The sequence below is a fragment of the Paractinoplanes polyasparticus genome (assembly GCF_019710575.1).
GTDB lineage: Bacteria > Actinomycetota > Actinomycetes > Mycobacteriales > Micromonosporaceae > Actinoplanes > Actinoplanes polyasparticus.
In genome coordinates this window covers 1-24,594 of record NZ_JAHWFK010000056.1, presented here as the reverse complement: position 1 = coordinate 24,594, position 24,594 = coordinate 1, and the positions used below count along the sequence as shown (strand labels likewise).

Below are 24,594 nucleotides of genomic sequence, written 5' to 3'. Positions count from 1 at the left end.
TGCAGCTCCGCACATGCGGTGTCAGGAGTGGGCGGGGTCGGAGATCTGCCGCATGAGGCCCATCATGTCGGGTGACACCCATTCCTCCGCCAGCTTGTCGCCTTCGACGCGGTAGATGTCAATGCTGGAGAACGCGACCTGCCGCTGAGTGGCCGGCACATCCTGGAATGATCCGGTGTGGGTGCCGCTGAAGTGCAGACGCACCGCGACCCTGTCATCGGCGCCGAAGATGTCCTCGATCGTGATGCGAAGGTCGGGGAATCCGTCGCGCATGGCTTGGACGCCGAACTTCCAGACCTCGCGGCCGTGCAGGGGCTCGGGCAGTCCGGGCAGGTTGATGATGAAATTTTCGGTGAGCTGTTCGGCGCACGCGTCGAGGTCGCCGCGCTGCATCTTTTCGAAGGCCGTCCGTACGACCGTCACGTGCCTCTCGATCGAATCCGTCATGGTGATCGCTTCCCTTCGCGGCCGAGTCTCGGCGTCCGCCGGTTTTGCAATACGACTGCACCGTATCCGCGTCGGCGGCCTTTTGCAATACGACCGCAATGTAAAGAGCGGGCACCCTCAGGTTGCAGCGCGGTTGTCCGAACGGAGGGGTATGCCGGACCAGATCTATCTACTGGGCAATCTGGTGATCATGGCCGCCTATGCGGCAATCACGGTGGCGATCGTGGTACCGGTCGCCCGGGCCGGGCAACTGCGCACCAACAGGCTCGCCACCGCCACCGCGTTGATCTTCTTCAGTTGCGCGGTCGGCCACGGTCTGCACGCGGTGATGGCCTACCGGACAGTCATCCAGGTCCCGGCCGCTCACCTGACCCACACGGACGGCGCCGGATGGCCGTGGACCTCGGCGCTGTGGGACCTCTTCACCGCCGCCGTAGGCGTCTACTACTGGACGCTGCGCCGGGGATACGGCGTCCTGCTGGGCAAGGGCGCCATCTACGTCGACCCGTGGGGCCAGCGCCGGCTGGACGAGGCCGACGCTCGGGAACGCGCCGCCCGGGACGCCGCGGAGGCTCATCGCGCCACCCTGGCGACCGTGGTCGAACATACCGACGACGCGGTCGTGGGCGTCACTCCGGAAGGGATCATCACGGCGTGGAACGGTGGCGCGGAACGCCTTTTCGGGTACAAGGCCGATGAGGTCCTCGGCCGGCTCGCCACCATGTTGGCCGACGAGACGGGATTCGGCGAGCAGCAGGACGCGCTCGCCCGGGTCAGGCAGGGTGAGCGTGGCATCGCGTACGAGACGCGGCGGCTACGCAAGGACGGGACACTCGTCGACGTCGCGCTGAGCATCACGCCGATCAAGGATCAGGCCGGCGCCGTCATCGGGGCCTCGGCCGTCGCCCGTGACATCACCGCGGCGAAGGAGGCCGCCGAACGCCGGCGCGCCATCGAGGAACGTAGCAATCAAGCACAGCGCATGGAGAGTCTCGGCAAGCTGGCCGGCGGCGTCGCCCACGACTTCAACAACATCCTGGCGATCATCGCCAACTACACCGAGTTCGTGGCGGAGCAGACCACTGATCGGCCGGACGTTCAGACTGACCTGACTCAGGTACGTACGGCGGTGGAGCGGGCCACCAACCTGACCCGGCAGTTGCTGACCTTCACCCGCGCGGAGGCCATCCAGCCTCAGGACGTGGATCTCAACGCGGCGGTCACCGAAGTTCAAATGATGTTGGAACGAACCATCGGCAAGCACATCGACCTGATTGCGGTGCACTCGCCGGAGCCGGTGACCGTGCGCGCCGATCCCGGCCAACTCCAACAGGTGCTGTTGAACCTGGCAGTCAACGCCCGCGACGCGATGTCTGAAGGCGGCACGCTGGTGCTGGAAGCCAACTGCGCCACCCTGGACGGCGACGAAATCGACATGCAACCACCCTTGCCCGCCGGCACCTACGCCCGCCTGCTGGTCAGCGACACCGGCGAGGGGATGTCGCCGGAGACCGCAGCGCGGATGTTCGAACCGTTCTACACGACCAAGCCCCAGGGCCAAGGCACCGGACTGGGCCTTGCCACCGTCTACGGCATCGTGACCGAAGCCGGAGGCAGTATCAACGTGTACTCGGAACCGGGCATCGGCACCACCTTCCGGATCTACCTTCCACTGGTGACCACAGCGGCTGACACGACCGCATCCTCGCCCGTGGCGACAACGCCGCCGCCGCGAGGAGACGGCAGCACGGTGCTCGTCGTCGAGGACGAACCAGCTCTCGCCCGTGTGACCACCCGCATCCTCACCGGCGCCGGATACCACGTGCTCACCGCCGCCGATGCCACGGAAGCGCTTGCCCTGTACGAAGAACACGGCTGCGACGCCCTGCTCACCGACGTGATCATTCCCGGGATCTCCGGGCGACGTCTGGCCGAGCTGCTGCACGAACGCCAGCCCGGCCTTCCCGTGCTCTACATGTCCGGCTACAGCAACGGCCTGCTCGGCACCACCCGCATCCTCGACGAGGACATCGCCTTCCTCGAGAAGCCCTTCACCGCCGCCGACCTGCTCCACAAGCTCGCAGCGACGCGCGAAAGAAGCCGGTCCCACGTTCGGCTATGATCGCGCTCCCGGGCCGGGCATGTACCACGAGGGCAGATAGCCGGTGTCCTGTTTGATCTGCTCGGCGCGGGCCGCGTGCTCGCGGTGGGCGGCCAGGTCCCCGCGGTCGGCGGCGATCATTGCCAGCAGTTGGGCCGCCTGGCATTCGGCCAGCCGGAACCGTCGCTCGTGGGCGCCCGACAACGCCTGCCGTACGTGCTCGAGCGCGGTGTCGACGTTACCGAGCCGATAGTGCCCGCTGGCCAGGCCGATGTGTCCCTGGAGTTCGGACAACACGAAGCCGGTCTCCTGGGCGATCTCCAGGCAGCGGGCGTGAGACTCGACGGCGAGGTCGTCCTCGCCTCGCACCCAGTGCGTCCAGCCCAGAGCCGTGCGGGCCGCCGCCTCGTACTCCTTCAGTCCCGCGGTCAGAATGAGCTGCAGTCCCTGCGTCGCATGGTCGAATGCCACGTCGGGCTGCCGGGTGTCGAGAGCCGTCAGCGCCAGCACGACGTTGGCGCTGGCCTCGTAGTGCCGCATCCCCGCCTTGCGAGCGAGGGCCAGTCCCTCGGTCACGTCTCGCCATGACTCGTCGTACTGGCCGATCAGCCGCGTCGACACCGCCCGGTTGATCAACATCGGGATCACGCGCTGGTTGTTCGCCTTCGCGCGGAACAGGTCCAGGGCTTCGGTGATGCAGGTGACCGCGGCGTGCAGTTCTCCCTCGCTGTGATGCAGGGCGAACAGGGTGGCGAGGGCGATCCCGGTCAGGTCGGCCAGTCCCTGCCGGCGGGCCTCGACGACGGCCTCGCCGAGCAGCGCCCGTGCCTGCGTCAGCTCACCGAGGTCGGCGTGGGCCGAGCCCAGCCCGACCGTCGCCGCGACCCGGCCGTCCCGGTCGTCGACCTGGCCGAACAGATCGAGTGCGGTCCGGTGGTTCCGGCGCGCCCCCGCGAAGTCGTCCACGAGGCCGCACAGGCTGCCGAGCGCGTACGACATGGTGGCCTCGGCCCGCACGTCGCCGGCCTGACGTGCGGCCGACAAGCCGGCCTCGACAACGGTGCGCGCGTCGGCCGTGTGCCGGTTCTGGAACAGGTAGGCCCGCAGCACGTCGGCCAGCTGCCAGGCGACCTCCAGCGGCCCGGTGTCGGCGGCACGGCGACACGCCGCCACGACGCACACCCGGTTGGCGTCCAGCCAGCGGACGGACTCCTCGGCCGTACCGAAACCGGCCGGGTCGGCCGGCGGCCGCGGCAGGCCGAGTTCCACCGGGAAGGTGCGCTCCGCTGCGGCTGCCGACCTGGCCAGGTAGTGGTGGCACAGCCCCTGCCACGCGACCTCCCGGTCGGGCTCACGGTCGACAAGCTCGATGGCGTACGCCCGGAGCAGATCGTGCATTCCGTACCGGTCACGGTATTGCTCGATCAGGTGCGCTGACGTCAGGGCGCCGAGGAGCGGTTCCACGTCGGCGAGCGGCTGACGGGCGAGGGCCGCGGCGGCCGGCGCGTCCCAGTCGTCGCCCGGGACGAGTCCGAGAAGGCGGAACAGTCCGGCCGCGGCGGGCTGAAGCGCCCGGTACGACCAGGAGAGCACCGCCCGCAGCGCCGTGTGGGGGTCGCCGCCTGCGGCAAACGCGTCCAGCCGGCGTCCGTGGTCCAGGTCTTCGACCGCATCCGGGAGCGGGGTATTCCCGCCGGCGACCCGGTCTGCGGCGATCCGCAGCGCCAGCGGCAGTCGGGCACACAGCCGGACCAGCTCGTCCAGCGCCTCGGGGTCGTCGTCGACAGCCGTCGGACCGAGCAACTTCCGGAGCAGTGCGACGGATTCCGGGTGGGTGAGCAGATCCAGCCGGACCCGGACGGCGCCGTCGCGAACCACCAGGCCGGTCATGTCGTCGCGGCTGGTCAGCAGGACGAAGCAACCGGGGGCGCCGGGCAGCAGGGGCCGGACCTGACCCGGGTTGCGGGCGTTGTCCAGCACAATCAGCATCCGGCGGCCCTCGAGCAACGATCGGTAGAGCCCGGCCCGAGCTTCCGGCTCCACCGGGATCTCTGTGCCGGGGACGCCCAAGCCGCGCAGGAGCACCGCGAGCGCCTGCTCAGGCGGCACGGTCCGGTCAGGGCCGTGGCCGCGCAGGTTCACCCACAGCTGCCCGTCGGGAAACTCGTCGGCGACCCGCCGGGCCCAATGCGCCGCCAGTGCCGACTTCCCGACTCCAGCCGTGCCGGTGACGGCGCCGATCAGCGGTGTTCCGTCCGGTCCGGTGTCACGCAGCAGGGCGTCCAACCGGGCGAGCTCGCTTGCCCGGCCGGTGAAGCGATGGGGTGCGGGCGGCAGCTGTCTCGGAATCCGCGGCCGGGTGGTCGACCCGTCCTGCGTCGATCCGCCGGCCAGCACGGCCGCGTGTATCTCCTGCAGTTCGGGGCCGGGATCGATGCCGAGTTCGTCGGCGAGCCGGTGGCGCACCGTCTGGTACGCCTCCAGCGCGTCCGCCTGCCTCCCGCCACGGTGGAACGCCGACATGAGCTGCGCCCACAGCCGTTCCCGCAGGGGATGCTGGGCTGTCAACACCATCAGCTCACCGGTCAGCTCCGCGTGCCGGCCGTGGCTCAGATCCACGTCGATGCGCCGTTCCAGCGCGCGCATGCGCTGCTCGCGCAGATGCGGCGCGACCTCCCGGTGCAGGACGTCGGAGGGCACGTCCGCGAGCGGTTCGCCCCGCCACAGGGCCAGCGCCTCGCGCAGGGCTTCGGCCTCACCGGGCAGATCGCCGCGCTCGCCGTGGCTGCCGGCGCGGGCGAGCAGTTCCTCGAAACGCCCGATGTCGACGTCCGTCGCCCGGGCTGCGATCCGGTACCCGTCGGAGGTGGTCTCGATGACGTCGCCGACCGCCGCGCGCAGCCGATTCACGTAGATCTGGATGGTGCTCCGCGGATTGGCCGGTGACCCGTCGCCCCAGACGATGTCGACCAGCTCGTCGAGCGGCACTGATCTTCCCGTACGCAGGAGCAGGGCAGCGAGCAGCGCCCTTTGCTTACCAGCCCGGATCGGCAACAACCGTCCTTCGTGGACCACCTCGAGCGGACCGAGCAGACCGAACTCCACCCCGCTACCGTAGCGAGCCGCGAACATCGCCACGACCGGCGGCACGGCGGACCGCTGCGCAACGGTCGTGCCACGCGTTGGCAAGCCGTTGGAGCAGGCGTTACCGCGCGCCAGGTGCGGCGCGCGGCAACACTTCAATCTCGGTGCGCCCGCCCCGGCGGGCATTCGCCGGATTCCCCCGAAAGTGATGAATACTTCGCAATGCGTCACCTCCAAACCCGGGAAATGCCTGCCGGAGAGCGGCCCCCGTGCGCTGAGCAAACGGTAGGACAGGGCGCTTTCGGCCGGCTTTCGCGGCGCTGTCGCGGGCACTCGGCGATGCTTCTCAGGGCGCTGGTGGAGCTGCGGTCCATGTGCACGACGACACCGGCACAGAACCGGGAGCCGGCATGGTGGGCGTCACATTGCGGCTCTGATCGGATCGACCGCGGCCCGCTCATCCGCGGGCGTCCCGGCGGAGGCCTCGAGGGTCGGTGCGCCGGTTGCCGGAGGAGGCGATGCCGGTCGTACGGCCATGATGCAGGTGTCGTCCTCGGCGTTGGCCCGGCGGAACCGGCCGACGAGGTCGGTCAACGGTGGGTCGTCGCCGGCGTCGCGCATCGTCTGGATGGCCGCCGCGAATCCGTCGGCGAGGGGTTGTTCCCGGTGTTCGACCAGCCCGTCGGTGTAGAGCAGGAGCACGTCGGATCGGTTCAGGCGTACTGTCGCGGTCTCGTAGACGGGCTCGGGCAGGGCGCCGAGCAACGGGCCGCGGGGCCGGTTCAGGGCGGTGATGCTGCCTTCGTGGCTCAGCAGGGGCGGCGGGTGACCCGCTTGCGCCCAGACGAGTGTGCGATCGACCGGGTGGTAGCGGGCGACCACGGCGGTGGCGGTGGCGATGTTGTGGTTGCCGGCGCGCAGGAGCATGTTCAGAAAGGACAGTAACTGTGCTGGATCGGTTGTGGTCGTGATGCTCAGGGCCGCGAGCGCGTGACGCAGGCGTGCCATGGCGGTGGCCGCTTGGATGCCGTGCCCGGCTGCGTCACCGACGGCGATCAGGACGTGTCCGTCGCCGAGAGCGGCGGCGTGATACCAGTCGCCGCCCACCCGGCTGGCTTGTTCCGCGGGCAGGTACCGGACTGCGGCGTGCAGTCCGGGTAACTCGATGGTTCCGTCCGGGATCGGCAGGATGATGTGTTGCAACTGGGCGGCGAGTTCGTCCCGGGCCCGCAGCCTCAGCCGGTGCTCGTGCAGCTGCAGCTCGATCTTGGCCAGATCGGCTCGGTTGACCTCCTGCGCGGTCACGTCCTGGACGACGCCGAACACCTTGATCGGACGGCCGGCGGTGTCGCGTACCGCGTCGACGACGCACCGCAGGTGCTTGATTCTGCCGCCGATGAGGGCGCGGTAGGTCATGTCCACTGTGTCACCGCGTCCGAAGGCGATGGCTCCTTGCTGATGGATCGGTTCGTCCTCGGCAAGCCACAGCGCCCGTGACTGCTGTCCGCTCAGCGGACCGTCGGCGGGTTCCCGCTCGTAGATCCGGTACATCTCGTCGGACCAGACGACCTCACCGGAGAGCAGGTCCCATTCACCCCACCCGAGACGGCTGAGCCGTTCGGTCTGGGCGATCCGATCGCTGAGCCGGCTCTGTTCGTCCGGTCGTGTCCAGGTGTTGACCAGCCCCGGGCCGACGGGGTGGATCTGCACAACCACCGGGACCGCGATCGTGGCCTCGCCGAAGGTGCGCTCGTAGGGCAGCGGTCCGACACGGCGTGGCGTCCGGTCGGCGAGGGTTTCCTGCCAGGCCTGCCAGATCGGCCCGCCGACGAGGCCGGGGTCCGCCTCGCTGACCAGGCAGCCGACGAGTTCGTCGCCGCGGCGGCCGGACGGGTCGACCACGGACTGGCTGACGGCCACGATGCCGAAATCGCGGATCCGCCCGTCAGCGTCACATATCGGCGTCACCGCAGTGTGATTGCCACCGACGGCCGCCAATACCTGTTGGGTCGTACGGGCCCAGCCGTCTTCGGCGGACATCTCGACATCGGCCCGGGCCGGTTCGGCGGGGTGCTGCACAGGTGGCCGGACAGGTAGCACTTCCTCGATCGCGGCCCGGACCACACGGGCGTCCAGCGGCAGCCCCGACTCCAAGGTGCTCAACACGTCGCCGGCGATCTCCTGCGCCGAGCATCCCTGCGCCTGGGCGATCCGCAGAATTTGTGTGTGCGCCTCGCTGACGCGGCAGCCAACGCGCCCGGCGATGAGGCCGGCCGCGCGTTCCAGGAGCGCGTCCGGAGGTAGCTGGGCGCCGGCGATGGACGCGTCAAGCTCGGCCAGGCGTTGCAGATAGTCGCGCGGCGAGTTCGCCATCTCAACCGCGATCCGGTCGCGAACGCCTCAGTGCCCCGATGCCTGACGAATCCATGAACTCCACTCCGACGAGGTCGCTTCGGACGTCCGGTGTATCGCGTGCCGATCACCCAGCTGGATCGCCGCTTGATCGGTGTCGCCGGTAGCGGCCGCTTCGACAACCGTCGCCGAGTGGTGAACGTTGTCCGACTCCGTCCGGCTGACCCAACGGTTGTCCCATCGCGTGATGGCGTGGTGTCGCACACTGAGTCCGATTGCGGCCCGACGGTGCGACTGGACCTCCACCACCGTCCACACGCGCGTCGGCACACGGTCTTCCTTACAGGTGTCGGCGCGGCGACACAACGCGCACAGGCAATCGTGCGTACGGAGGGCCGGGGTTGAACCTTCAGCCAAAACACCGCCCCGCTAGTGCAGATGCACGTGCAGAAGCTCGCGCCGCTGCGCGCGCACGGGGATGCTTGCGGCATCCGGGCCTTACTTGGTGGGCTCCGGCGACGACGGGGCGCGGCATGGAGCGAGAGAGCGGGTCCGGCGCACAGGTGTGGATCCTCGCGGAGACGGACTACCGGTTCGGCGCTGGTGAGCTGCGGATAGTCGTCAGCAGCGTCGACTGGGCACAGCCGCACGTGCTCGACGGTGAGAGCTGGTACGACGTTCGCGGCACCGAGGTCACTGCGGATGGCCGTGTCATCGGTCCACGGCAAACCATGGTGAGGGCCAGCCGGCTGAACGGCGCCCGACAACGTCCGGCTTAATGGTCGATTCACTGACGGCGGCAGCTTGGTTGGCGACCATCATCCCAAGGTGCTGCGCCTCGCCCCGCCACCCGGCGCCACTGTATGGTGACTCTGCGTCGACGAGCAACGATAGGGTGTCGTCTTGCCGACAGCGCCTTTCCACCCCTGTCCAGGGCGCGTGCAGCTAGCTGACCGACGCAGTGCTCGGCTAGGTGGTGAGATGCGAAGACGGTACTGGTTCGGCATCGCGCAGTCGTTCGTCGTCGTCGCCGGCGTGCTGACGGCATTGGCGGTCAACTTCGTGAGCGACGCGCCGGCCGGGCCGCTGAAGCTCGTGAAGGCTGAGCCGGTGCCGTGGCTGCTGGGCTTCGTGGTCCTGTCGTGCGTGGCCGCGGCGCTGCTCGGTCGGGCGGGTGCAGCGCGCGACGACAAAGGCCGGGGCAGGGAGCTCGCGGAGGCGCTGGCCGTCGCGGCCGGCCCCGCCGTCCCGCTGCACGACTGGCAACAGCGCATCGTGCCGTTGTCCGTGACGCTCGACGGGCACACCCGGCCACGCTTGCTGGCCCGCGTGCTGCGCCGGCACCGCCGCGGCGTCGTCCATCTGGAAGGTGACGCGCTGGCAGGCAAGACCACGGCGCTGCGCCATCACACCGACAGCTGCGCCGTCCGGGCCGGGCAATGGTGGCGTCGACCGAGCCGGCTCACCGTGTACGTACCGCTCGGCGGCTTCCGGCCCGACGGCGCCCCGGACTTCGCAAGCGTCTACCAGCACGTCGAGAAGGTCGTCAACATCGCGGGCGACACCACGATCGGCGCGATCTGCTCAAGGCCCTCGAGGACCGGCTCCGCCGAGGACAACTGCTCCTTCTCTTCGACGCGTTCGACGAGATCCCGGCGCTCACCGCCGTCGAGGGCGCCGACGACCGCGTCGCCCGCAACGCCAAGGCCCTCATCGACTTCGCCAAGCAGACCGGCTGCCCGGCGGTCATCGCGTCCCGCCTGTTCCCGGGGCCGTCGGCGGTGCGACTTCCCCGGGCGCGTGTCGTGCCGATGACCCGGGGGCAACGCAGGTGGCTGGTCCGGCGCAACGACGACCTCACGGACGGGCAGCGCGGGATGCTGTTCGCGGAACTCGATCACGCGTGGTCCCCGGTCGGTGCCTTCGCCGCCAACCCGTTTCGACTGGATCTTGCCTGTCGACACGTTGCGACCACCGATCGACTGCCCACAAGCGTGTACGCCGCGTTCGACGAATACGTTCGCGGCACCCTGCGGTCGGACGAGCTTCTCGCCCGGGCCGCCGACATCGCCTACTGCATGACGGCGGTCGACGGGCTGGGCCTCGCCGCCGACGAGCGCCACCTGCAGGCCGCGCTGACGGCGCACGACCCAGCCGTCTGGTCGGCTGCGGTGACGACCGACGTGCTCGACGGACTGATTCGCAGCGGCCTGGCCGACCGCACCGACACGACGCACGGGCGGATGTTCACCTTCCGGCACCGGCGTCTCCAGGAGTACCTCGCCACCAAGGCGGTCCTCGACCGGCCCGACCTGGTGAACCGATCGGCGCTGATCGCCGACGACCGGTGGCGAGAGGTTGCCGTACACGTTCTGCAGAGCGGCTCGCCGGGCAGCACGGCTCTACTCGGTGAGATCGAGGCGCGCCTGGTCCGCCGGGATCCGCGGGACGACGAGCCACCGTGGCCGGACGGTGTCCGCAAGGCTCTGGAGGTCTTGGCGGCCGGGCTCGGCGACCTCGCGGGCCGCGTGCCGCCCGCGTTGCGCCTCGCCGCCAGTGAGGTGCTGATGCACGCTTGGCGCACCGGACGCCGGGACGACCACATACGTGTCCTGCGCCTGCTCGCCGTGGCACACCCCGGCCGTGCCGGTGGCCGGCGTGGCAGCCGTGGCACACCTGGCACTATGGCACCGCCGTGCCGGGCTGGGCCGATCGGCGCTGCCGGTCTCCGTGGACCCACTGGTCGATTGGGAGATCCCGGTCCAGCGCGGCGGCGGCGTGGTCCTCCGGGTGCTGGGCCGGCTGACGCGAATCTCCGCCACCGCCGTCCTGATCGGCTGGGTCGTTCAACAGACCTCGTCCACGGCGGGCATCCTGGCCGGGTGTGCGGCAGTGCTGTACGCCCTGTCCTGGGCCGGCTGCGCGATGGACCTGGCCCTGACCGGCCGGACCCCGTCACCGATCCGCTGGGTCGCGATGCCCCTGGCCTGGTGGAACCGCAGCCGTGAACCCCTCTTCGACGCCCGGCTGTTCGGCATACTCGCCCACGCCATGGGCATGGTCATGGCGGCGATCGCGTCGGCCCTCGTCCTGGCGACGCTGGCCGGGCCGCAGACAGCTGGACGAACTTCTTTCCACACTTGCCGAACCCGTCGCACCCGGCCACGTGCTGGCGGCACTCGAGAAGGTAGGCGACTGGCGACACGTCCACCGCACGATCGCTGCCCTCCGGACGCGGCCCGGCTTGTTCGAGCCGGAGACACTGGACCTGCTGACCGACATCCTTCAGGCCAACCACGACGGCGTACACCGGCGGTACGTTGCGCCGCACGGCGACGAGTACGGCAACTCCTACCCCGGCCGTCCGGGAGTCGTCGCCGTGCCGCCCGGCAGCCGTCCCGCCTTCCGCGAATGGGCCAGGACCTACGCCCGGGCGGCCAACGTCGTGGCTGACCTGACCGGGGAGGCGGTGGACGAGATCGGCTGCCTACTGGTCGAGCGCAGCGGCGAGGTGGCGAGCCGGCCGCCGGCGGCTCGACGCGCCACCTGACTTCCGCTGGATCCGCAACAACCGAGTGCACGCCGCGAACACGTGACGGCCGGGGCCCGCGGGCCCCGGCCGTCATGAGCTGTGCTCAGTGCCAGGCGTTGTCGAACGCGTCGAGCAGGATGGCGCACGGGCTCGGGTAGTCGCCGCGGCTGTTGACCAGCAGCGACGCGTCGACGTGGATGTGGAACGACATGGCGCAGCTGCGCATCCCCCGGTTGCCGGACTGCGTCCACGAGCCGTTGTGGCCGTGGTAGGTGCCGTAGGCGCCGTCGTAGGAGTACATGCCGACGTTGTCGTCGACCATCAGCTTGCGCGCGTCCGCCGAGATCACCTTCTCGGTGTAGCGGATGTGCGACAGGAACGAGGTGATCCCGTTGGCGGACATGTTGTAGCCGTAGCCGCCGCAGCCGGTGGTGTAGTCCTGCGGGCCCCAGCCGGCTTGGCCGCCGGTCGGGTACGCGTACAGCTTGGTCGGGTTGGCGTCGGCGTTGGCGCAGCCCACTGAGGCCTTGGCCAGCGCCAGGACCGGCTTGAGGTAACCGAGGAACACGATCCCGGTCAGGTAATCGATCTGCGCCTTGGTGATGTTGGCCGGCGGCGCGTCGTACAGCGGGCTCAGGTCCACCCCGTACGCGATCTTCGGCACCATGATGCGGAAGATGCTGAAGTTCATGTTCGCGTACTTGAAGCCCTTGGACCCCAGGTCCTGGCCGATCGCGATGCGGATGTTGTCCCACGCGCCGGTCGACTTGCCACCGGTGGTGCCGGTGGCGGTCTGGTAGTTCTGCAGCAGGCCGCTGGTGTGGGTCATCAGCTGCCTGAACGTGATCTTGTCGACGTTGGCGCCGCGCTTCCAGGCTGACGGCAGCCACGGCCCGATCCCGCTGTCGACCGAGATGTTCTTCTGCTCCAGCAGGCGCAGCACGGCCGCCGCGGTGACCGGCTTGCTGACGCTGGCAATGGTCATCGCCTTGGTGGCCGACTGGGCGGTGACCGGGTTGTCCGGCGCCACCCGCGCGGAGCCGACCCCGGCCTGCCGGTCGAGCTGGCCGGCCTTGCCGATCGAGTACGCGTACCCGACGGTCTTGCCGGTCAGCGCGGCCCGCAGGTTGCGCTCGAACCAGGCCATGTCGAACGTCGTGCCCGGCGTGGCGACCTTGCCGGACCGCGGCCGGTCGGCCTCCTCGGCGGTGAGGTCGAGGCTGCTCGGCTCGGCTGCCGGGGTGGCCCGCTGCAGCCCGGCCAGGGTGCCGTCGGCTTGTAATTCGCGCAGTGAGATGTGCCGTCCGACCTGATCGAGCAGGCGTTGCAGCTCCGGCGACAGGCCGGTGGCGAAGGCGGGCACGGCCGGCCGGGCATGGGCGGGGGCACTCACTGCGGCGATGGCGCCGGCGCCGAGCAGCAAGGCGGTGACGGCGGCTTTCACCCGGACCGACCTGTGGGGATGGCTGGTGCGCATGTGACTCTCTTCCTCAACGGTTGCCGCGACGGTGCGGCTGGAAAGAATCAATCACGCAAAAGGCCTGGTGGTGGCGCCTTTGCCGCGAATCAACCCACCAGTCGCGGACCACGGCTGCCGGTGGTTCGGACTGGCGAGTGTGGAGTCGGATTGCCATGCGGCGAGCAGATTCGGCGCGACGAAGTGGAAATATGATGCATCTGTCCAGTTCCAGCGGTGCCGGTGCATCAGCAGATCGTTGTTCGGCCGGTTCACCGGTGCCAGCGCAGCGGGCCGGGGTGGAGGCTCCACCACAGGCGGCGCCACCAGGAGCGGCGGGCTCGTAGTTCGGTGGCGTACGCGACGGCCTGGTCGCCGGCCCTCGCGGCCTGGGTTTCGTCGGCCGAGCCGGGCGCGAAGCCGACCGTGTTGATGCCGGCGACCAGCTCGTCCAGCGGCGGCATCTCGCCTGCGGCGGGCTCCGGCACGGCCTTGCGCAGGCGCTTGCGGGGTGGTTCCGGTTTCCCCGCGTACGCCGCCGCCTCGCTGGCCGCCAGATGCGGGGGCACCGGCTGACCGGCGAGCCGCAGCGCGTCCCGGAACTCGGCCCACGCCCCCGTGATCCGGTCGTCCGGGCTGCCCGCGAACAGCCGTTGCCGGCGCAGCGAGCGCCGCAGAAGCACGACGGCCCCGGCCGCCGCGATCAGCGCCAGCAACACCGACCCGGACGCGCCGCCCGCCACCAGCCCCGCGGACGGTCCTCCGCCGGGCTCGGCCGCGAGCGCCGCGGGCGGCCCCGACGACGCGGGTGTCTCCGAGGGCGGCGGCGGTTCCGACGGCGGGGTCGGTGGCTTTGTCGGCTTCGGGGTGAAGTCCTCCTCGACCGGGCGCGGGTTCTTGTCCTTCGGCATCGGGTCGAACGCCACCCAGCCCAGCCCGTCGAACAGCACCTCGGGCCAGGCGAGCGCGCTGCCCGCGGTGACGATCCCGCCCGCCGCGGGCGCGTCGAAGCCCACCACGACCCGGCTGGGCAGCCCGGTGAGCCGGGCGAGCAGGGCGAACGACGCCGCGAACTGCTCCGACGTGCCGACCTGCCCGCCCTGTTGCCGCGGCCCGAACAGGAAGAAGTTCAGGTTGGGGAACGCGTGCCCGCTGGGGGCGTCGGCGACCTTGCGGTAGTGCTCGGCCAGGAACTCCTCGATCGTGATGGCCCGGTCGAAGGCGGCCCCGTTGTCCTCGGCGAGCTGGTCGGCCAGGCGCTGGATCTGCGGCGGGATCTGCGAGGCGCCCACGGCCAGGTAGCGGGCCACCGCGTCCCCGGACGGCACGTCGGCGGTCGGCAGCAAGTTGAGGTCCGGCGTCTGCAGTTCGGACGTGACCGCGTACCGCAGACCTGGTGTCAGCCCCTCGGGCCGGATCATCGTGCCGGTCGACGCGTCGAACGCCACCCGCGCCCCGTCCACCCCGGTCGGCGTGGGCACGACCGGCAGCAGCCGCCCGGTCAGCCCGTCCACGATGACGGTCTGCCGCACCTCGGTGATCTGAGCGTCCGGCATCCTCGGCTGCGCCGGCAGAATGCGCCCCGCGTTGCGATAGGTGGCGCCGACCCGCCAGGTCACTCCGTCGTAGTCCGGCAGCACCGCGAGCCGCAGCCGCAGCCGTTTGCCGGGTGAGGCGGACGCCTTCGAGACCTTCAGCAGCGGCTCCTTGGGCGTGAGGGCCCACCCCGAGATCCGGTTGAGCGGGCTCTCGTCCAGGCTGTCCACCTGAGGCGGCTCGACGTACTGCCGGGGATCCACCGGCGTGGACCCGACCTGCCCACTGATCCACGGCCCCACGGCCACGATGAGCACCAGCACGGCCGCCAGCCCCGCCGCGGCACTGACCAACGCCCGTCCACGCGCCTTGTTTCCCACCGTCCCGTCCGTCCGGGTGGTGTCCCGGGCGCTGGCGGCCAACGCGACCACCGCGAGCACGGCGAAGACAACGGTGGTGGTCCCCGCCGAATCAGCGTTGGGACCCACCACATACAGCGAACCACCATAAAGCCCGGCCACCGGTACGAGCCCCAGCAGCACCCGCCCGGCCCGGACCGCGATCTCGGCGCCCGCCAACCCCGCCAGCCAGGCCGCGATGACCGGCACGACAACAGTGTCCGGAGTGGGCTCCACCGGAATCAGGGCCGTGAGCAGCCGCGGGATCCCGTTCTCCAGGCTCTCCCGGACGATGCGCGTCAGCGGCCCGGTCAGCTCGGCCTGATTGGCCGCGATCAGCAGGGCCAGCACGGTGTAGCCGCCCAGCAGCACGGCCGAGAGCGGCGCCACCACCCAGTTGGGCAGCCGCCGACAAGCGAGACTGAGGCCCACCGACCCGATGGCCGCCCCCGCCACCAGTTCCAGCAGCAGAGCCCCGGAGAAGATCCGTCCCAGCACCACGCCCGACAGCGAGATCATGCCCGCCAGGGCCGCCGCCACCACCGCAGCGCGAATCCACCTCACCATCCGCGGACCCCGTCCCAGGCGGCGGCGAACTCGTTGCCGTCGGCGGCCTCGATGACGATCAGGCCGTCGCCCGCCGAGACCGGAGCGCCGTCGCGGTCGCCGAACAGGCCGGCCATCACCACGGGGTACGGGCCGCGCAGCGCGCTCACCGCCCCCAGGTCCTCGCGACCGCCGGGCCCGGTGAGGAACACCAGGGTGTCGCCGAGCCGCTGAGCCCGTACGCGTCGCAAGGTCGCCGCCAGATCGCCCGGCCGCAGCGTCGCCCGGGTGAGCACGTCGAGATAGGGTCCGCTCGCGACGTCGGTGACCAGGTGCAGGCTGACCGGGATGTCCTCGCGCACCGCCGCGGCCACGATGGACGCCGCCGCCTCGCAGGCCGCCTCGAACGACTCGGCCGTCCCGTCCCGCAGCTCCGGATGCGCGGCGGCCCGATCGTCGAGCAGCACGACGATCGTCGGCTCGGACGTGTCGAGCTGCTCGCGCACCATCAGCTCGCCCACCTTGGCGCTGGACCGCCAGTGCACCCGGCGCAGCTCGTCGCCGATCACGTACTCGCGAAGCGTGTCGAACGTGATCGTCCCGTGCGGCACCTTGTCGATACGCCCGTCGAGGCTGCGGGCCATCCCGGCCGGCACCGCCCGGAGCAGATGAATCCGCGGGTGCACCCACACTTCAGCGAGCCCACCGTACGTACGGGCCAGCGTCACCAGCCCGAGCGGATCCCCCCGGGTGACCCGCAACGGCCCGATCGGCACGATGCCCCGCCGGCTGGTCGGCACCGGATACCCGACGGTCGTGTCCCGCCCCGGCCGCAACCGCAGCAACGGCACCGGAACCGCCCGGCTCCCGCACCGATCCGAGGCCACCAGGTTGGCCGCCCGCAGCCGGCTCGTGTTCCGCACGGTGAGCGTCATCCGAGCCGCCTCACCCCGCGCGACCCGGTCCGGCTCAGCCACCCGCTCCACTCCGAGCCGAGGCCGCCACGAAGCGAACCCCACCGCACACACGAGAGCGACGCCCGCCGCGGCCCCCAACATCGCCAGATCCGGGTACCCGTAACGGAATCCCGCCACCAACAGCCCCGCCGCGGCCGCCGCGATCCCGTACCCGCGGGCCGTGACCCCCGTCAGACCACGCCATTGCCGCAGACGCGCGACCGTCAGGGAGGGGCCGCCGCCGGTCGGCGGAGCGCTGCCGACCGGCAGCGGCAGCTCTCCCGGGGGCGTAGGCGTGCTCACGCCCCGGCCGTGACGCGGGTCGTGTCGGGCAACGGCACCGGCACCGACCGCACCGCGTCCTGCAGCACCTCGCCCGCCGTCACCCCGCGCAGCTGGGCGTCGGCCGAGAGCAGCACGCGGTGCGCGAACACCGGCTCGATCAGCGTCTTGAAGTCCTCGGGCAGCACGTACCCGCGAGCGTTGATCAGCGCGTACGCGCAGGCCGCCCGGGTCAGCGCGATCACCCCACGCGGGCTGACCCCGACCCGCACCTGCGGGTGGTTGCGGGTGGCGGCGGCCAGCCGCACCGCGTACGTGTAAAGCGGGTCGGCAATGTGCACCCGGGTCGCCATGCGCACCATCTCACCGACCACCGCCGTGTCGGTGATCGGCTCCAGCGCGTCGGGGGAGCGCAGCGCCGCTCCGCGCAACACCTCGACCTCGACGTCTTCGCTCGGGTAGCCGACCGACAGCTTCACCAGGAACCGGTCGAGCTGCGCCTCGGGGAGCCGGTAGGTGCCGTCCATCTCGACCGGGTTCTGCGTGGCCACCACCAGGAACGGCTGCGGCACCGGGTGCGGCACGCCGTCGACGGTGACGCGGCGTTCCTCCATCACCTCGAGCAGCGCCGACTGCGTCTTGGGCGAGGCCCGGTTGATCTCGTCGGCGATGACGATGTTCGCGAACACCGGCCCCGGGTGGAACTCGAACCCGCGCGAGGCCTGGTTGAAGATCGTCACGCCGGACACGTCGGAGGGCAGCAGGTCGGGCGTGAACTGAATGCGCCGCCACTGCCCCTGAATGGACGCCGCCAGGGCGCGGGCCAGCGTCGTCTTGCCCACGCCGGGCACGTCCTCGAGCAGCACGTGCCCCTGCGCGAACATCGCGGTGAGCGCGAGCCGCACCACCTCCGGCTTGCCCAGCACGACCGCGCCGATCCTCTCGGCGAGCGCGGCCGCCACCTCGGCGAAGCCGTGAATGTGCTGCGGCGGCAGTGGTTCCGTCACTTGTGTTCCCCAGTAGCTCAGCTCAGCAGGTCGGCAGGTTGTTCAGCTTGTCCCCGCCTTCGAGGTTCAGCCAGGCCCACGGGATGTAGTTCTTGCCGCTGTAGTTGACCTGAACCCACCAGGTGCTGCGCTTCTCGTTGTTGTAGATGTAGGCGTACACCTCTTGGCCGGACTTCTTGCAGTACGCCTGCAGCCGCGTTCCCGGCTTGGCCCAGCCGACCTGGTTGCCGTTGTCCTGCCGGGCGACGCTGAAGATCTCGTTGCCGTTGCGGCCGTCGCGATCCTTGTCGCAGTACGTCGCGGTCTCGCCCTCCTGGCCGTTCTTGCAGGTGGCAACGCCGAAGAGCGCATCGGTGGTGGCCGTCGCGGTCTCCTTGACCGTGCCGGCCGCGTTCTTGGCGGTCACCGTGAACGTGTACCTCGTGCTCGGCTTGAGCCCGTTGACCCTGATGCCGGTGCACGCGCCGGACACCGCGGCGACGCCGTTGGCCGCGGCGGTGCAACTGGCCGTGCCGCCGCCCGCGTCCACGCTGAACCGCACCGTCGCCGTGTTGAACGTCGGGTCCACCCCGGTGATCGTGATCCGCGGCAACGCGACCGTCTTGGCGGTGGCCGTGCCCGGCTCACTCTCGCCGGCCTCGTTGACCGCGCGCACCTCGACCGCGACCGTGGCGCCGGACTCGAACCCGGTCAGCGTGGCCGCCGTGCCGTCGGTGACGTCCAGGCTCTTGTCGCCCGCGCTCACCACGTACTTGGTGATCGGGCGCCCGTTGTCGGCCGAGGGCTGCCACGCCACCGAGATGGAGCCCGCCTGGTCGCCGGCCGTCGCCGCGTCGGTGCCCTCGGGCTTGCCCGGCTTGGTGAACGGCACAACGCTGCCGCTGATCGGCGACGCCTTCGACCCGGCCCCGCGCTCGTTGACCGACACGACCGTGAACGCGTACTGCTTGCCGTACTCGAGCTCGCCGTCCTTGATGGTCAGCGAGGCCTCGGTGGCCTCGCCGATCGGGGCGCTGCCGCCCTCGCTGATCGCGGTCACCGTGTAGCGGCGGATCTCGAGCCCCTGCCCGTTGGCCGGCGGCCAGGTGACCACGACGGATCCGTCCGGCTTGGCCTCGGCGGTCACCGCGGTCGGCGCATCGGGCACCTCGGAGGTGGGACGCACGGAGTTGCTCGTTCGCGCCGGGCCCTCCCCCTTCTTGTTCACCGCGCGCACCGAGAACTCGTACGTCTGCCCGTTGACCAGCCCCGTGACGGTGAGCGCGCGCTGGTCGGCGCCGACCTGGAAGCTGCGCCCCGCACCGGTCACGATGTAGCGGGTGATCGCGGCGCCGTTGTCGCGCGCGGCCTGCCAGGTCACCCGGGCCTCGGCGTTGCCGGCGGCGGCCCGCACGTTGCGCGGGGCGCTCGGCTTGGTGACGACCGGCTTCTTGGGCTTGGGCGGCGGGGGAGGAGCCTCCGGCGGCGCGGGCGGAGCGTCGCCCCCGAGCACATCGTCGGCGTACTTGTCGACGGTTCGTACCGCGTGGGAGCCGTCGACGACGCGTGCGGTGGACGAGCCCGGTGCGTTGATGAACAGGTAGCCCTCGCGCACCTCGAGCTCGAGCGGCCCGCCCGGGTTGCGGAAGCCGATGTCTTTCTGCCGCTTGCCCGCCGAGTCGAACACGCGCACCGCGCCGGTCGCGTCGGCCACGTAGAAGTAGCCCTTCCAGGCCACGGCCGGTTGCAGGTTCTCGCCGTCGCCCGGCACCGCGAAGTCGCTGCGGAACCCATTTTCACCGGCCACATAGACGTGCCGCGCGTCGGGCACGGTCACCGGCACGCGCTCGCCGTCGGTGTGCGGGGCGAGCGTGCCCGGCCCCGGCAGCGGCAGCGTGGCGCTGGTGAAGGACGGCTGGCTGCCCAGCACGGTGTGCAGCTTGTTGTTGGTGCGGTCGAGCACGGCCACGCCGTCCTCGAGGGTCGAGAGGGTGAGGTCGTGTGCCGGCTGGGCCACGGACTCCGTACGTACGCGCTGGGGTTCGTTCTTGACCGGCGCGGAGGGGGAGGTGGCCGCCGGTGTGATCGCCGTGACCGTGCCCTCGCTGGGCGCCGCGACCCACAGCCGCCCCTTGCCGTCGAAGACCCCGCCCGCGACACCGGGCGGGAACCGCAGCGGATTGCCCACCTTGCCCAGCGTGCGCGGGTCGAGCTGCTGCACCTGCCCCTGCACGGTGTCGATGACGAACACCGAGTCCTCGTGCAGGGCGACCCGAACCCCGATGCCCGAGGTGGCGGAGGCGCTCCAGAACTCCTGCAGCGTGGTCAGGTCCATCGACCCGATCGCGCCGGTGTTCACGTCCCGCAGGATCACGAACCGGTCGTTCTGCACGATCTGCACCTGGTGGCCGCGGGCCTTGGGCACGTCGACGCGCGTGTCGACCTTGGCGGTGACCCCGTTGATCCGCGCGACCTCGCCCTTCGCCTTGCTCCAGACCCACGACGCGGAGTCGAAACTGGCGACGGCCTGATCGGCCGAACCCAGCCCCAGCACGGTGAGCGCGAGGCCACCAGCCAGACTCAGGACGGTGCCCACAGTGACCAGATAGCCGCGGCGCCTGCGGCGCTTCGGTTGGTCGACGGTCACCTCGTCTGCGCTGGTCACTGCCACTTCCTCCCCGTTGGAACCCGGAACGCAGGCCATCATAGGGGAGTGCGGCAGGCGTCGATACCCGCTGTGGATAAGGACGGTAGCGCAGAGTGATCATCTCTTCCGGAGAGTCACGGACCTCTATCGTGGAGTAGCCGAAGCCCGGCTGGTGCACGCCTGCGGCGACGTAGCGAACTGATTCCCGCTGTAGACGGCGACAACCGCGAAGCAGTAGTTGACGGTGGCGTTGAGCCCAGTCATCTCGAACGATGTCTGCCCAGGTCCGACCGTCCCGACCGGCTTCAATTCCTGCCCCGGCCGCCCCATGATGACCATGAAGGACACGGTGGCCTGGGTCGGATCCGTCCAGTTGACGTCGACCGTGGCCCCGGTGTCCCGCAGCCGCACATCGGTGGGCGGCGGCCCCGCCAGAGTTGGCACATTGTCATTGTCAGACGAGTCACTCGTCCGGTTGGCCAGCACGAAGACCAGCGCCGCAACAGCAATGACGGCCGCCAGCACCGCCGCCACAGCGGCGAAAACCCCGAGCCCCTTACGCCCGGCGGGGCTGTCGCTTGCTTGCGCGTACGGGCCGGCGCCGCCGGACGGGTACGCAGGCGCGAACACTTGGCCCGCACCCGGCGCCTCGGAGTAACCCGACCCGTGCGGATACGACTCACCCGGCGTGGTCGTGTAGGGGCCACCGCTGCCCGGTGCGCTCGGATAGACGGGCTCCCCGCGCAGCGTCCCCGGGTGGGCGCCTCCGCTCGACGGCACGCCCGGACGGGCGGGGTCGCCGGCGTCAGGGAAGTAGGGGTCGACGGGCGGCGCGCCGCCTCCACTGGCGGGCGCGTTCGGGTAGGAAGGGGCGCTTCCGCTGGCGGGCGCGTTCGGGTAGGAGGGGGCGCTTCCACTCGCTGGCACGCTGGGGTAGGACGGGGCGGATCCGCTCGCCGGCGCGCTTGGGGGAGGCAGGGCGGCTCCGCTGATGGGCGCGTTTGGGTGAAGCGGGGAGCCTCCACTTGCAGGCGCGTTCGGGTAGGGCGGGGCGGCTTCATTGCCGGACGCACCCGGGTGGAGTCGGCTGCTTCCACTGGCGGGCGCGGCCGCACCCGTGGTCGGTGCGCCGGGGTAAGCGGAAGTGCCGGGCGCCGTGCTCCGGTCGGGACTCGCATCGGGTCGCGGACCCGGGTGGGCGGTTGCGCTGAAGGGCACGCCCTGGGCGGCCGGCGTAGTTGGCTGGAATGCCTCGGACCGCTGGACCGGTATCTGGGGATTGTGCGGGTAAGGCGCGGACGACCCGGATCGCGGGTCGATGGCCGGCTGTTCTACCGGCGCTGGCCGGGGCCCGCTGACCGTGTCGGGCGCAGTCCAGACCTGCTGGTTGGCGTCGGACGGCGGTCGCACCTCGCCACGCCGAGGCTCCGGAGGCACGGCCTCGAACACCGTGGTCGGCGCGTCACCCGCAGATGCCGGGTGGCTCGGAACGCTTTCCCCCCGTACGCCTAATTGACCCGCCCCCAGATAGGCCCGAGCCCGGGCAACCGCCCAGTGCCCCGCACCCAACGCGCCCGGCCCCAACTCGGCCACCCGGGAGAAGGCCTTGCGCGCCTCGTGCCGATTCCCCAGCTCCTCAGCCACCACCCCGATGTCATGCGAAATCTGCAACATGAGCGGATCCGAGTCCCCCAGCCGCCACTGCCCAGCCGCGTAAGCCTCCTCCAGCACCCGCCGAGCCGCCATCGGATCATCACTCTGCTGAAGCACCCGCCCCAGCTCGAAGCCGGTGAGAAGAACGTCCGGATCATCCTCGGAAAGATTGATCTTCCCCAGCTCCACCGCCTGCTCGAGCATGGCCCGGGCCCCCGCCAGATCCCCCGACGAGGCAAGTGCAAGAGCCCGCTGCCGAGCGGGAGCAAGAGGCGATGGCTGCGACACGCAGGCCATGCTGCCCGCAACAGAACCCCCAGGCCACCCCACCCCACCCAACCCGGGCGTATGCCCCCTTTTGTCCCCACCCCCACCCTCCCTGCAACCCCTACGCGAGGCCGTGTAAAGTTCTCTCCTGTGCGGCCCGCTGGGACGCCGACCTGAGTCGGCCCTCAACAGGTAGCAATGCAGGTCCGGGTGGCGGAATGGCAGACGCGCTAGCTTGAGGTGCTAGTGCCCTTTATCGGGCGTGGGGGTTCAAGTCCCCCTCCGGACACAAATCCGTAGCATCCATGCACGGCATGGGTGTTCATGGGCACATGATATCCAGATGCCCGATCGTCAGTAGTTCTCGAAGCCATACGAGTAATGGCCAGCCCATGGGGCTGGCCATTACTTGTATGGCTTTGTAGGTGTTCTGAGCAGGGCAAATGCGCCGCAGGTGATCGCGGTCACACCGCTTAAGAATCTTCGGCCGGGACCGTGTCGTGAGGCTGGGTTGCGTCATTCGACCAGGTCAGAGCTTCGGCGCGGAGCATTGATGCCATGGGGTCCATGTCGGCGACGGGATGTGGTTCGCCGGTCATCGTGGCGAGTGCTTGAGCGATTTCCTGCAGGGTGGCTTTGACGTAGGTCGCGGTGGTGCCGGCTTCGCTGCCGCCGGCGTGGCCGGCGAAGGCGCGGGCGATCGCGTAGGAGAAGTGCCGTTCGATCCAGGTGAGGGTGGTGTGGCGTATCCAGTGGACGCTGATCTGTTGGACGGCGACCCAGGGCAGGTAGGTGCCGATGCGGTGCCAGAGGTGGTCGTAGCGGCGGCGGCCGACGGGTCGGCCGCCGCGATAGCGCAGCAGCTGCCCCGCCGGGCTGCCGTCGGAGCGTTCGCTGTGGTGGGCGATCAGCGATGCGGTGAGGGTCGGTGAGATCGGCTGCCAGCGTTGGGTTTGGCCTTTCTCCTGGAGCCGGACGAGGCACTGGTCGGTGTCGAGGTCTTGGCGTCTGAGCGCGAGTGCGCCGCCGCGGCGGCATGCGGTTTCTATGTGCAGGCGCAGGATGAGTAGGTCGAGGTCGGGGTCGTTGCCGGTTTCGCCGGCGACTTTGATGATTGCGGCGAGGGCGGGGTCGGGGAGTGCGTGTCGCAGGCTGGGCTGGCGGTGGGGTTTGTCGACCCGGGCGGCCGGGTTGTTTCCTGCCTCGATGAGCCGGTCGGCGACGGCGTAGCGGTAGATGCAGCGGAAGGCCGCGATGAGGTGTTCGGCGGCGCCGGCTCCGCCGCGGTGGTTGCGGCGGATGACGGCGTTTTGGCGGACTTCCTCGGCGAATCGTCTGATCTCCAGGGGTGTGGGCTCGTCGAGACGCCGGTGTCCCCATTTCTCGCGGATGCGCCGCCAGTAGGTGTCGTAGACGCGGCGAGTTCCGGCGACCACACCGTCGGCGACCTGGGGGATGTAGTCGTCGAAGGTAGGAATGGCTCGGTTCGGGCGTGGGGCAGCGTCGGTGCGGGGGAGCTGGTCGGCGGTGATGTTGAGCTGCGCCATGAGGGCAGCGACCAAAGCTATGTTGCTGTCGGTCGGGCTGGTGCCGTCGGCGTTCGGCGTTGTCACGGCGGTTGGTCCTGGTCGGCGGTGTAGGCGTGCAGGATCAGCGCGAGGACTTTCGGTGGGAGGAGCCGGAGGATGCCGGCGTTGGTGTCTGCGGCGGTGAGGAGCCGGTCGCCGGTGCTGATGTCTGCGCGGCGGCGGATGGCAGCAGGCAGGTTGAGGTGGCCTCGTGGGGTGACTTCCCGGCGCGGTGCGGTGCTGCCCGGCGGTGGCGGACCCTCGATGCGAAACGCGGTGATGAGGCGGTTGGCGTCGACGCCGAACTCGAGGACGGTTCCGGGTGTCCAGCCGAGCGCGCGCAAGGGAGTGGTTGCCGCTATCCGGCCGTGACCGTCGACAACCGTGACTGAGTAGAACGCTGGACGGACGTAGCGGGACTGCAGCAGAACGGGCACTGGAATCGGGGACGGAGAGGCTGCCTGCCGAGGTAGATGGTGCTGCGATGGTGGCACAGCCGTATGGCCCGGTGCGTGCTGGTGCACAACTGCTACCCCCTTGCCCAGCCACTGCGATGGAAGGCGCTCAGCTGGCGGAATCGCGAGCTGGGCGCTTCTACCAAGGACACCTCCTGGCTGTCCACGGCGACAGTGGTCTTCGGCTGTCCTTGGTGGTCCCACAAGAATCTGCGGTACCGCCCCGGACCAGAGAGGACTACCGCGGACCACTAGAGCCCTTTTGGGGTGGGGGTCAGGGTGGTGTTGGTGGAGGTAGACCTGTTCCGGTGAAGTAGCCGTCGATCAG

General features: G+C 70.3%; 16 protein-coding genes and 1 tRNA gene. 5 read left to right on the top strand and 12 right to left on the bottom strand.

Features of this window, described 5'->3' with window-relative positions; all coding sequences use genetic code 11:
• Positions 1 to 21: 21 nt before the first annotated feature.
• Positions 22 to 393, bottom strand: coding sequence for an ester cyclase (locus KXC43_RS42050; RefSeq protein WP_255645754.1), 372 nt, complete (start codon positions 391 to 393; stop codon positions 22 to 24).
• Here KXC43_RS42050 and KXC43_RS42045 point away from each other — a divergent pair.
• Positions 338 to 2,569 (top strand): PAS domain S-box protein, encoded by a 2,232-nt coding sequence (locus KXC43_RS42045; RefSeq protein WP_255645766.1) that lies wholly within the window; start codon positions 338 to 340, stop codon positions 2,567 to 2,569. The two genes, KXC43_RS42050 and KXC43_RS42045, sit on opposite strands and share 56 nt — an antisense overlap.
• On the opposite strand, the gene KXC43_RS42040 is transcribed toward KXC43_RS42045, so the two are convergent.
• Positions 2,564 to 5,653 carry an AfsR/SARP family transcriptional regulator gene (locus KXC43_RS42040; RefSeq protein ID WP_221381862.1) on the bottom strand — a complete coding sequence of 1,030 codons (3,090 nt, stop codon included), beginning with the start codon at positions 5,651 to 5,653 and terminating at the stop codon, positions 2,564 to 2,566. The genes KXC43_RS42045 and KXC43_RS42040 overlap by 6 nt on opposite strands.
• A 399-nt stretch (positions 5,654 to 6,052) precedes the next feature.
• Positions 6,053 to 8,005 (bottom strand): PP2C family protein-serine/threonine phosphatase, encoded by a 1,953-nt coding sequence (locus tag KXC43_RS42035; RefSeq protein WP_221381861.1) that lies wholly within the window; start codon positions 8,003 to 8,005, stop codon positions 6,053 to 6,055.
• A 960-nt stretch (positions 8,006 to 8,965) separates the two neighbouring features.
• On the opposite strand from KXC43_RS42035, the gene KXC43_RS42030 reads away from it, so the two are divergent.
• The 3 genes from KXC43_RS42030 to KXC43_RS42020 all read left to right on the top strand — a co-directional run bounded on the left by KXC43_RS42030 (position 8,966) and on the right by KXC43_RS42020 (position 11,534).
• The gene (locus tag KXC43_RS42030; RefSeq protein ID WP_221381860.1) at positions 8,966 to 9,799 is read left to right on the top strand and encodes a hypothetical protein; all 834 of its coding nucleotides are present in this window, start codon (positions 8,966 to 8,968) and stop codon (positions 9,797 to 9,799) included.
• Positions 9,790 to 10,992 (top strand): NACHT domain-containing protein, encoded by a 1,203-nt coding sequence (locus KXC43_RS42025; protein ID WP_221381859.1) that lies wholly within the window; start codon positions 9,790 to 9,792, stop codon positions 10,990 to 10,992. The genes KXC43_RS42030 and KXC43_RS42025 overlap by 10 nt, the downstream gene beginning before the upstream one ends.
• Positions 10,993 to 11,150: 158 nt before the next feature.
• On the top strand, positions 11,151 to 11,534 hold the full coding sequence (locus KXC43_RS42020; RefSeq protein ID WP_221381858.1) for a hypothetical protein: 384 nt from the start codon (positions 11,151 to 11,153) through the stop codon (positions 11,532 to 11,534).
• An 85-nt stretch (positions 11,535 to 11,619) separates the two neighbouring features.
• Here KXC43_RS42020 and KXC43_RS42015 read toward each other — a convergent pair whose 3' ends face one another.
• The 7 genes from KXC43_RS42015 to KXC43_RS41985 form a co-directional block, all read right to left on the bottom strand.
• Entirely contained in the window at positions 11,620 to 12,993 is a 1,374-nt protein-coding gene (locus tag KXC43_RS42015) for a serine hydrolase domain-containing protein (RefSeq protein WP_221381857.1), read from the bottom strand.
• A 51-nt stretch (positions 12,994 to 13,044) separates the two neighbouring features.
• A complete protein-coding gene (locus tag KXC43_RS42010) occupies positions 13,045 to 13,248 on the bottom strand; it encodes a hypothetical protein (RefSeq protein ID WP_221381856.1) in 204 nt (67 codons plus the stop codon).
• The gene (locus KXC43_RS42005; protein ID WP_221381855.1) at positions 13,245 to 15,473 is read right to left on the bottom strand and encodes a transglutaminase TgpA family protein; all 2,229 of its coding nucleotides are present in this window, start codon (positions 15,471 to 15,473) and stop codon (positions 13,245 to 13,247) included. Before KXC43_RS42005 ends, KXC43_RS42010 begins: the two co-directional genes overlap by 4 nt.
• On the bottom strand, positions 15,467 to 16,711 hold the full coding sequence (locus KXC43_RS42000; protein ID WP_308129510.1) for a DUF58 domain-containing protein: 1,245 nt from the start codon (positions 16,709 to 16,711) through the stop codon (positions 15,467 to 15,469). The genes KXC43_RS42005 and KXC43_RS42000 overlap by 7 nt, the downstream gene beginning before the upstream one ends.
• Positions 16,708 to 17,697: an AAA family ATPase gene (locus tag KXC43_RS41995; protein ID WP_221381854.1), complete on the bottom strand. Its 990-nt coding sequence runs from the start codon at positions 17,695 to 17,697 to the stop codon at positions 16,708 to 16,710. The genes KXC43_RS42000 and KXC43_RS41995 overlap by 4 nt, the downstream gene beginning before the upstream one ends.
• A 22-nt stretch (positions 17,698 to 17,719) precedes the next feature.
• Positions 17,720 to 20,341, bottom strand: a complete 2,622-nt coding sequence (locus KXC43_RS41990) for a fibronectin type III domain-containing protein (protein ID WP_308129509.1) — start codon at positions 20,339 to 20,341, stop codon at positions 17,720 to 17,722.
• Positions 20,342 to 20,467: 126 nt separating this feature from the next.
• Positions 20,468 to 21,103, bottom strand: coding sequence for a fibronectin type III domain-containing protein (locus tag KXC43_RS41985; protein ID WP_221381852.1), 636 nt, complete (start codon positions 21,101 to 21,103; stop codon positions 20,468 to 20,470).
• 1,344 nt (positions 21,104 to 22,447) lie between these two features.
• Between KXC43_RS41985 and KXC43_RS41980 the strand changes: the two genes are divergently transcribed.
• Positions 22,448 to 22,532 (top strand) — tRNA-Leu (locus KXC43_RS41980).
• A 184-nt stretch (positions 22,533 to 22,716) separates the two neighbouring features.
• Here KXC43_RS41980 and KXC43_RS41975 read toward each other — a convergent pair.
• Both KXC43_RS41975 and KXC43_RS41970 read right to left on the bottom strand, forming a co-directional pair.
• Positions 22,717 to 23,856 (bottom strand): tyrosine-type recombinase/integrase, encoded by a 1,140-nt coding sequence (locus tag KXC43_RS41975; protein ID WP_308129508.1) that lies wholly within the window; start codon positions 23,854 to 23,856, stop codon positions 22,717 to 22,719.
• The gene (locus tag KXC43_RS41970) at positions 23,853 to 24,248 is read right to left on the bottom strand and encodes an AbrB/MazE/SpoVT family DNA-binding domain-containing protein (protein WP_221381851.1); all 396 of its coding nucleotides are present in this window, start codon (positions 24,246 to 24,248) and stop codon (positions 23,853 to 23,855) included. Before KXC43_RS41970 ends, KXC43_RS41975 begins: the two co-directional genes overlap by 4 nt.
• Between the last annotated feature and the right edge of the window lie 346 nt (positions 24,249 to 24,594).

Coding starts and splice junctions, on each gene's coding strand:
- KXC43_RS42005 (WP_221381855.1), bottom strand. CDS start 15,473: ATGGTGAGGTGGATTCGCGCTGCGGTGGTGGCGGCGGCCCTGGCGGGC.
- KXC43_RS42035 (WP_221381861.1), bottom strand. CDS start 8,005: ATGGCGAACTCGCCGCGCGACTATCTGCAACGCCTGGCCGAGCTTGAC.
- KXC43_RS42045 (WP_255645766.1), top strand. CDS start 338: ATGATGAAATTTTCGGTGAGCTGTTCGGCGCACGCGTCGAGGTCGCCG.
- KXC43_RS42015 (WP_221381857.1), bottom strand. CDS start 12,993: ATGCGCACCAGCCATCCCCACAGGTCGGTCCGGGTGAAAGCCGCCGTC.
- KXC43_RS42050 (WP_255645754.1), bottom strand. CDS start 393: ATGCAGCGCGGCGACCTCGACGCGTGCGCCGAACAGCTCACCGAAAAT.
- KXC43_RS42030 (WP_221381860.1), top strand. CDS start 8,966: ATGCGAAGACGGTACTGGTTCGGCATCGCGCAGTCGTTCGTCGTCGTC.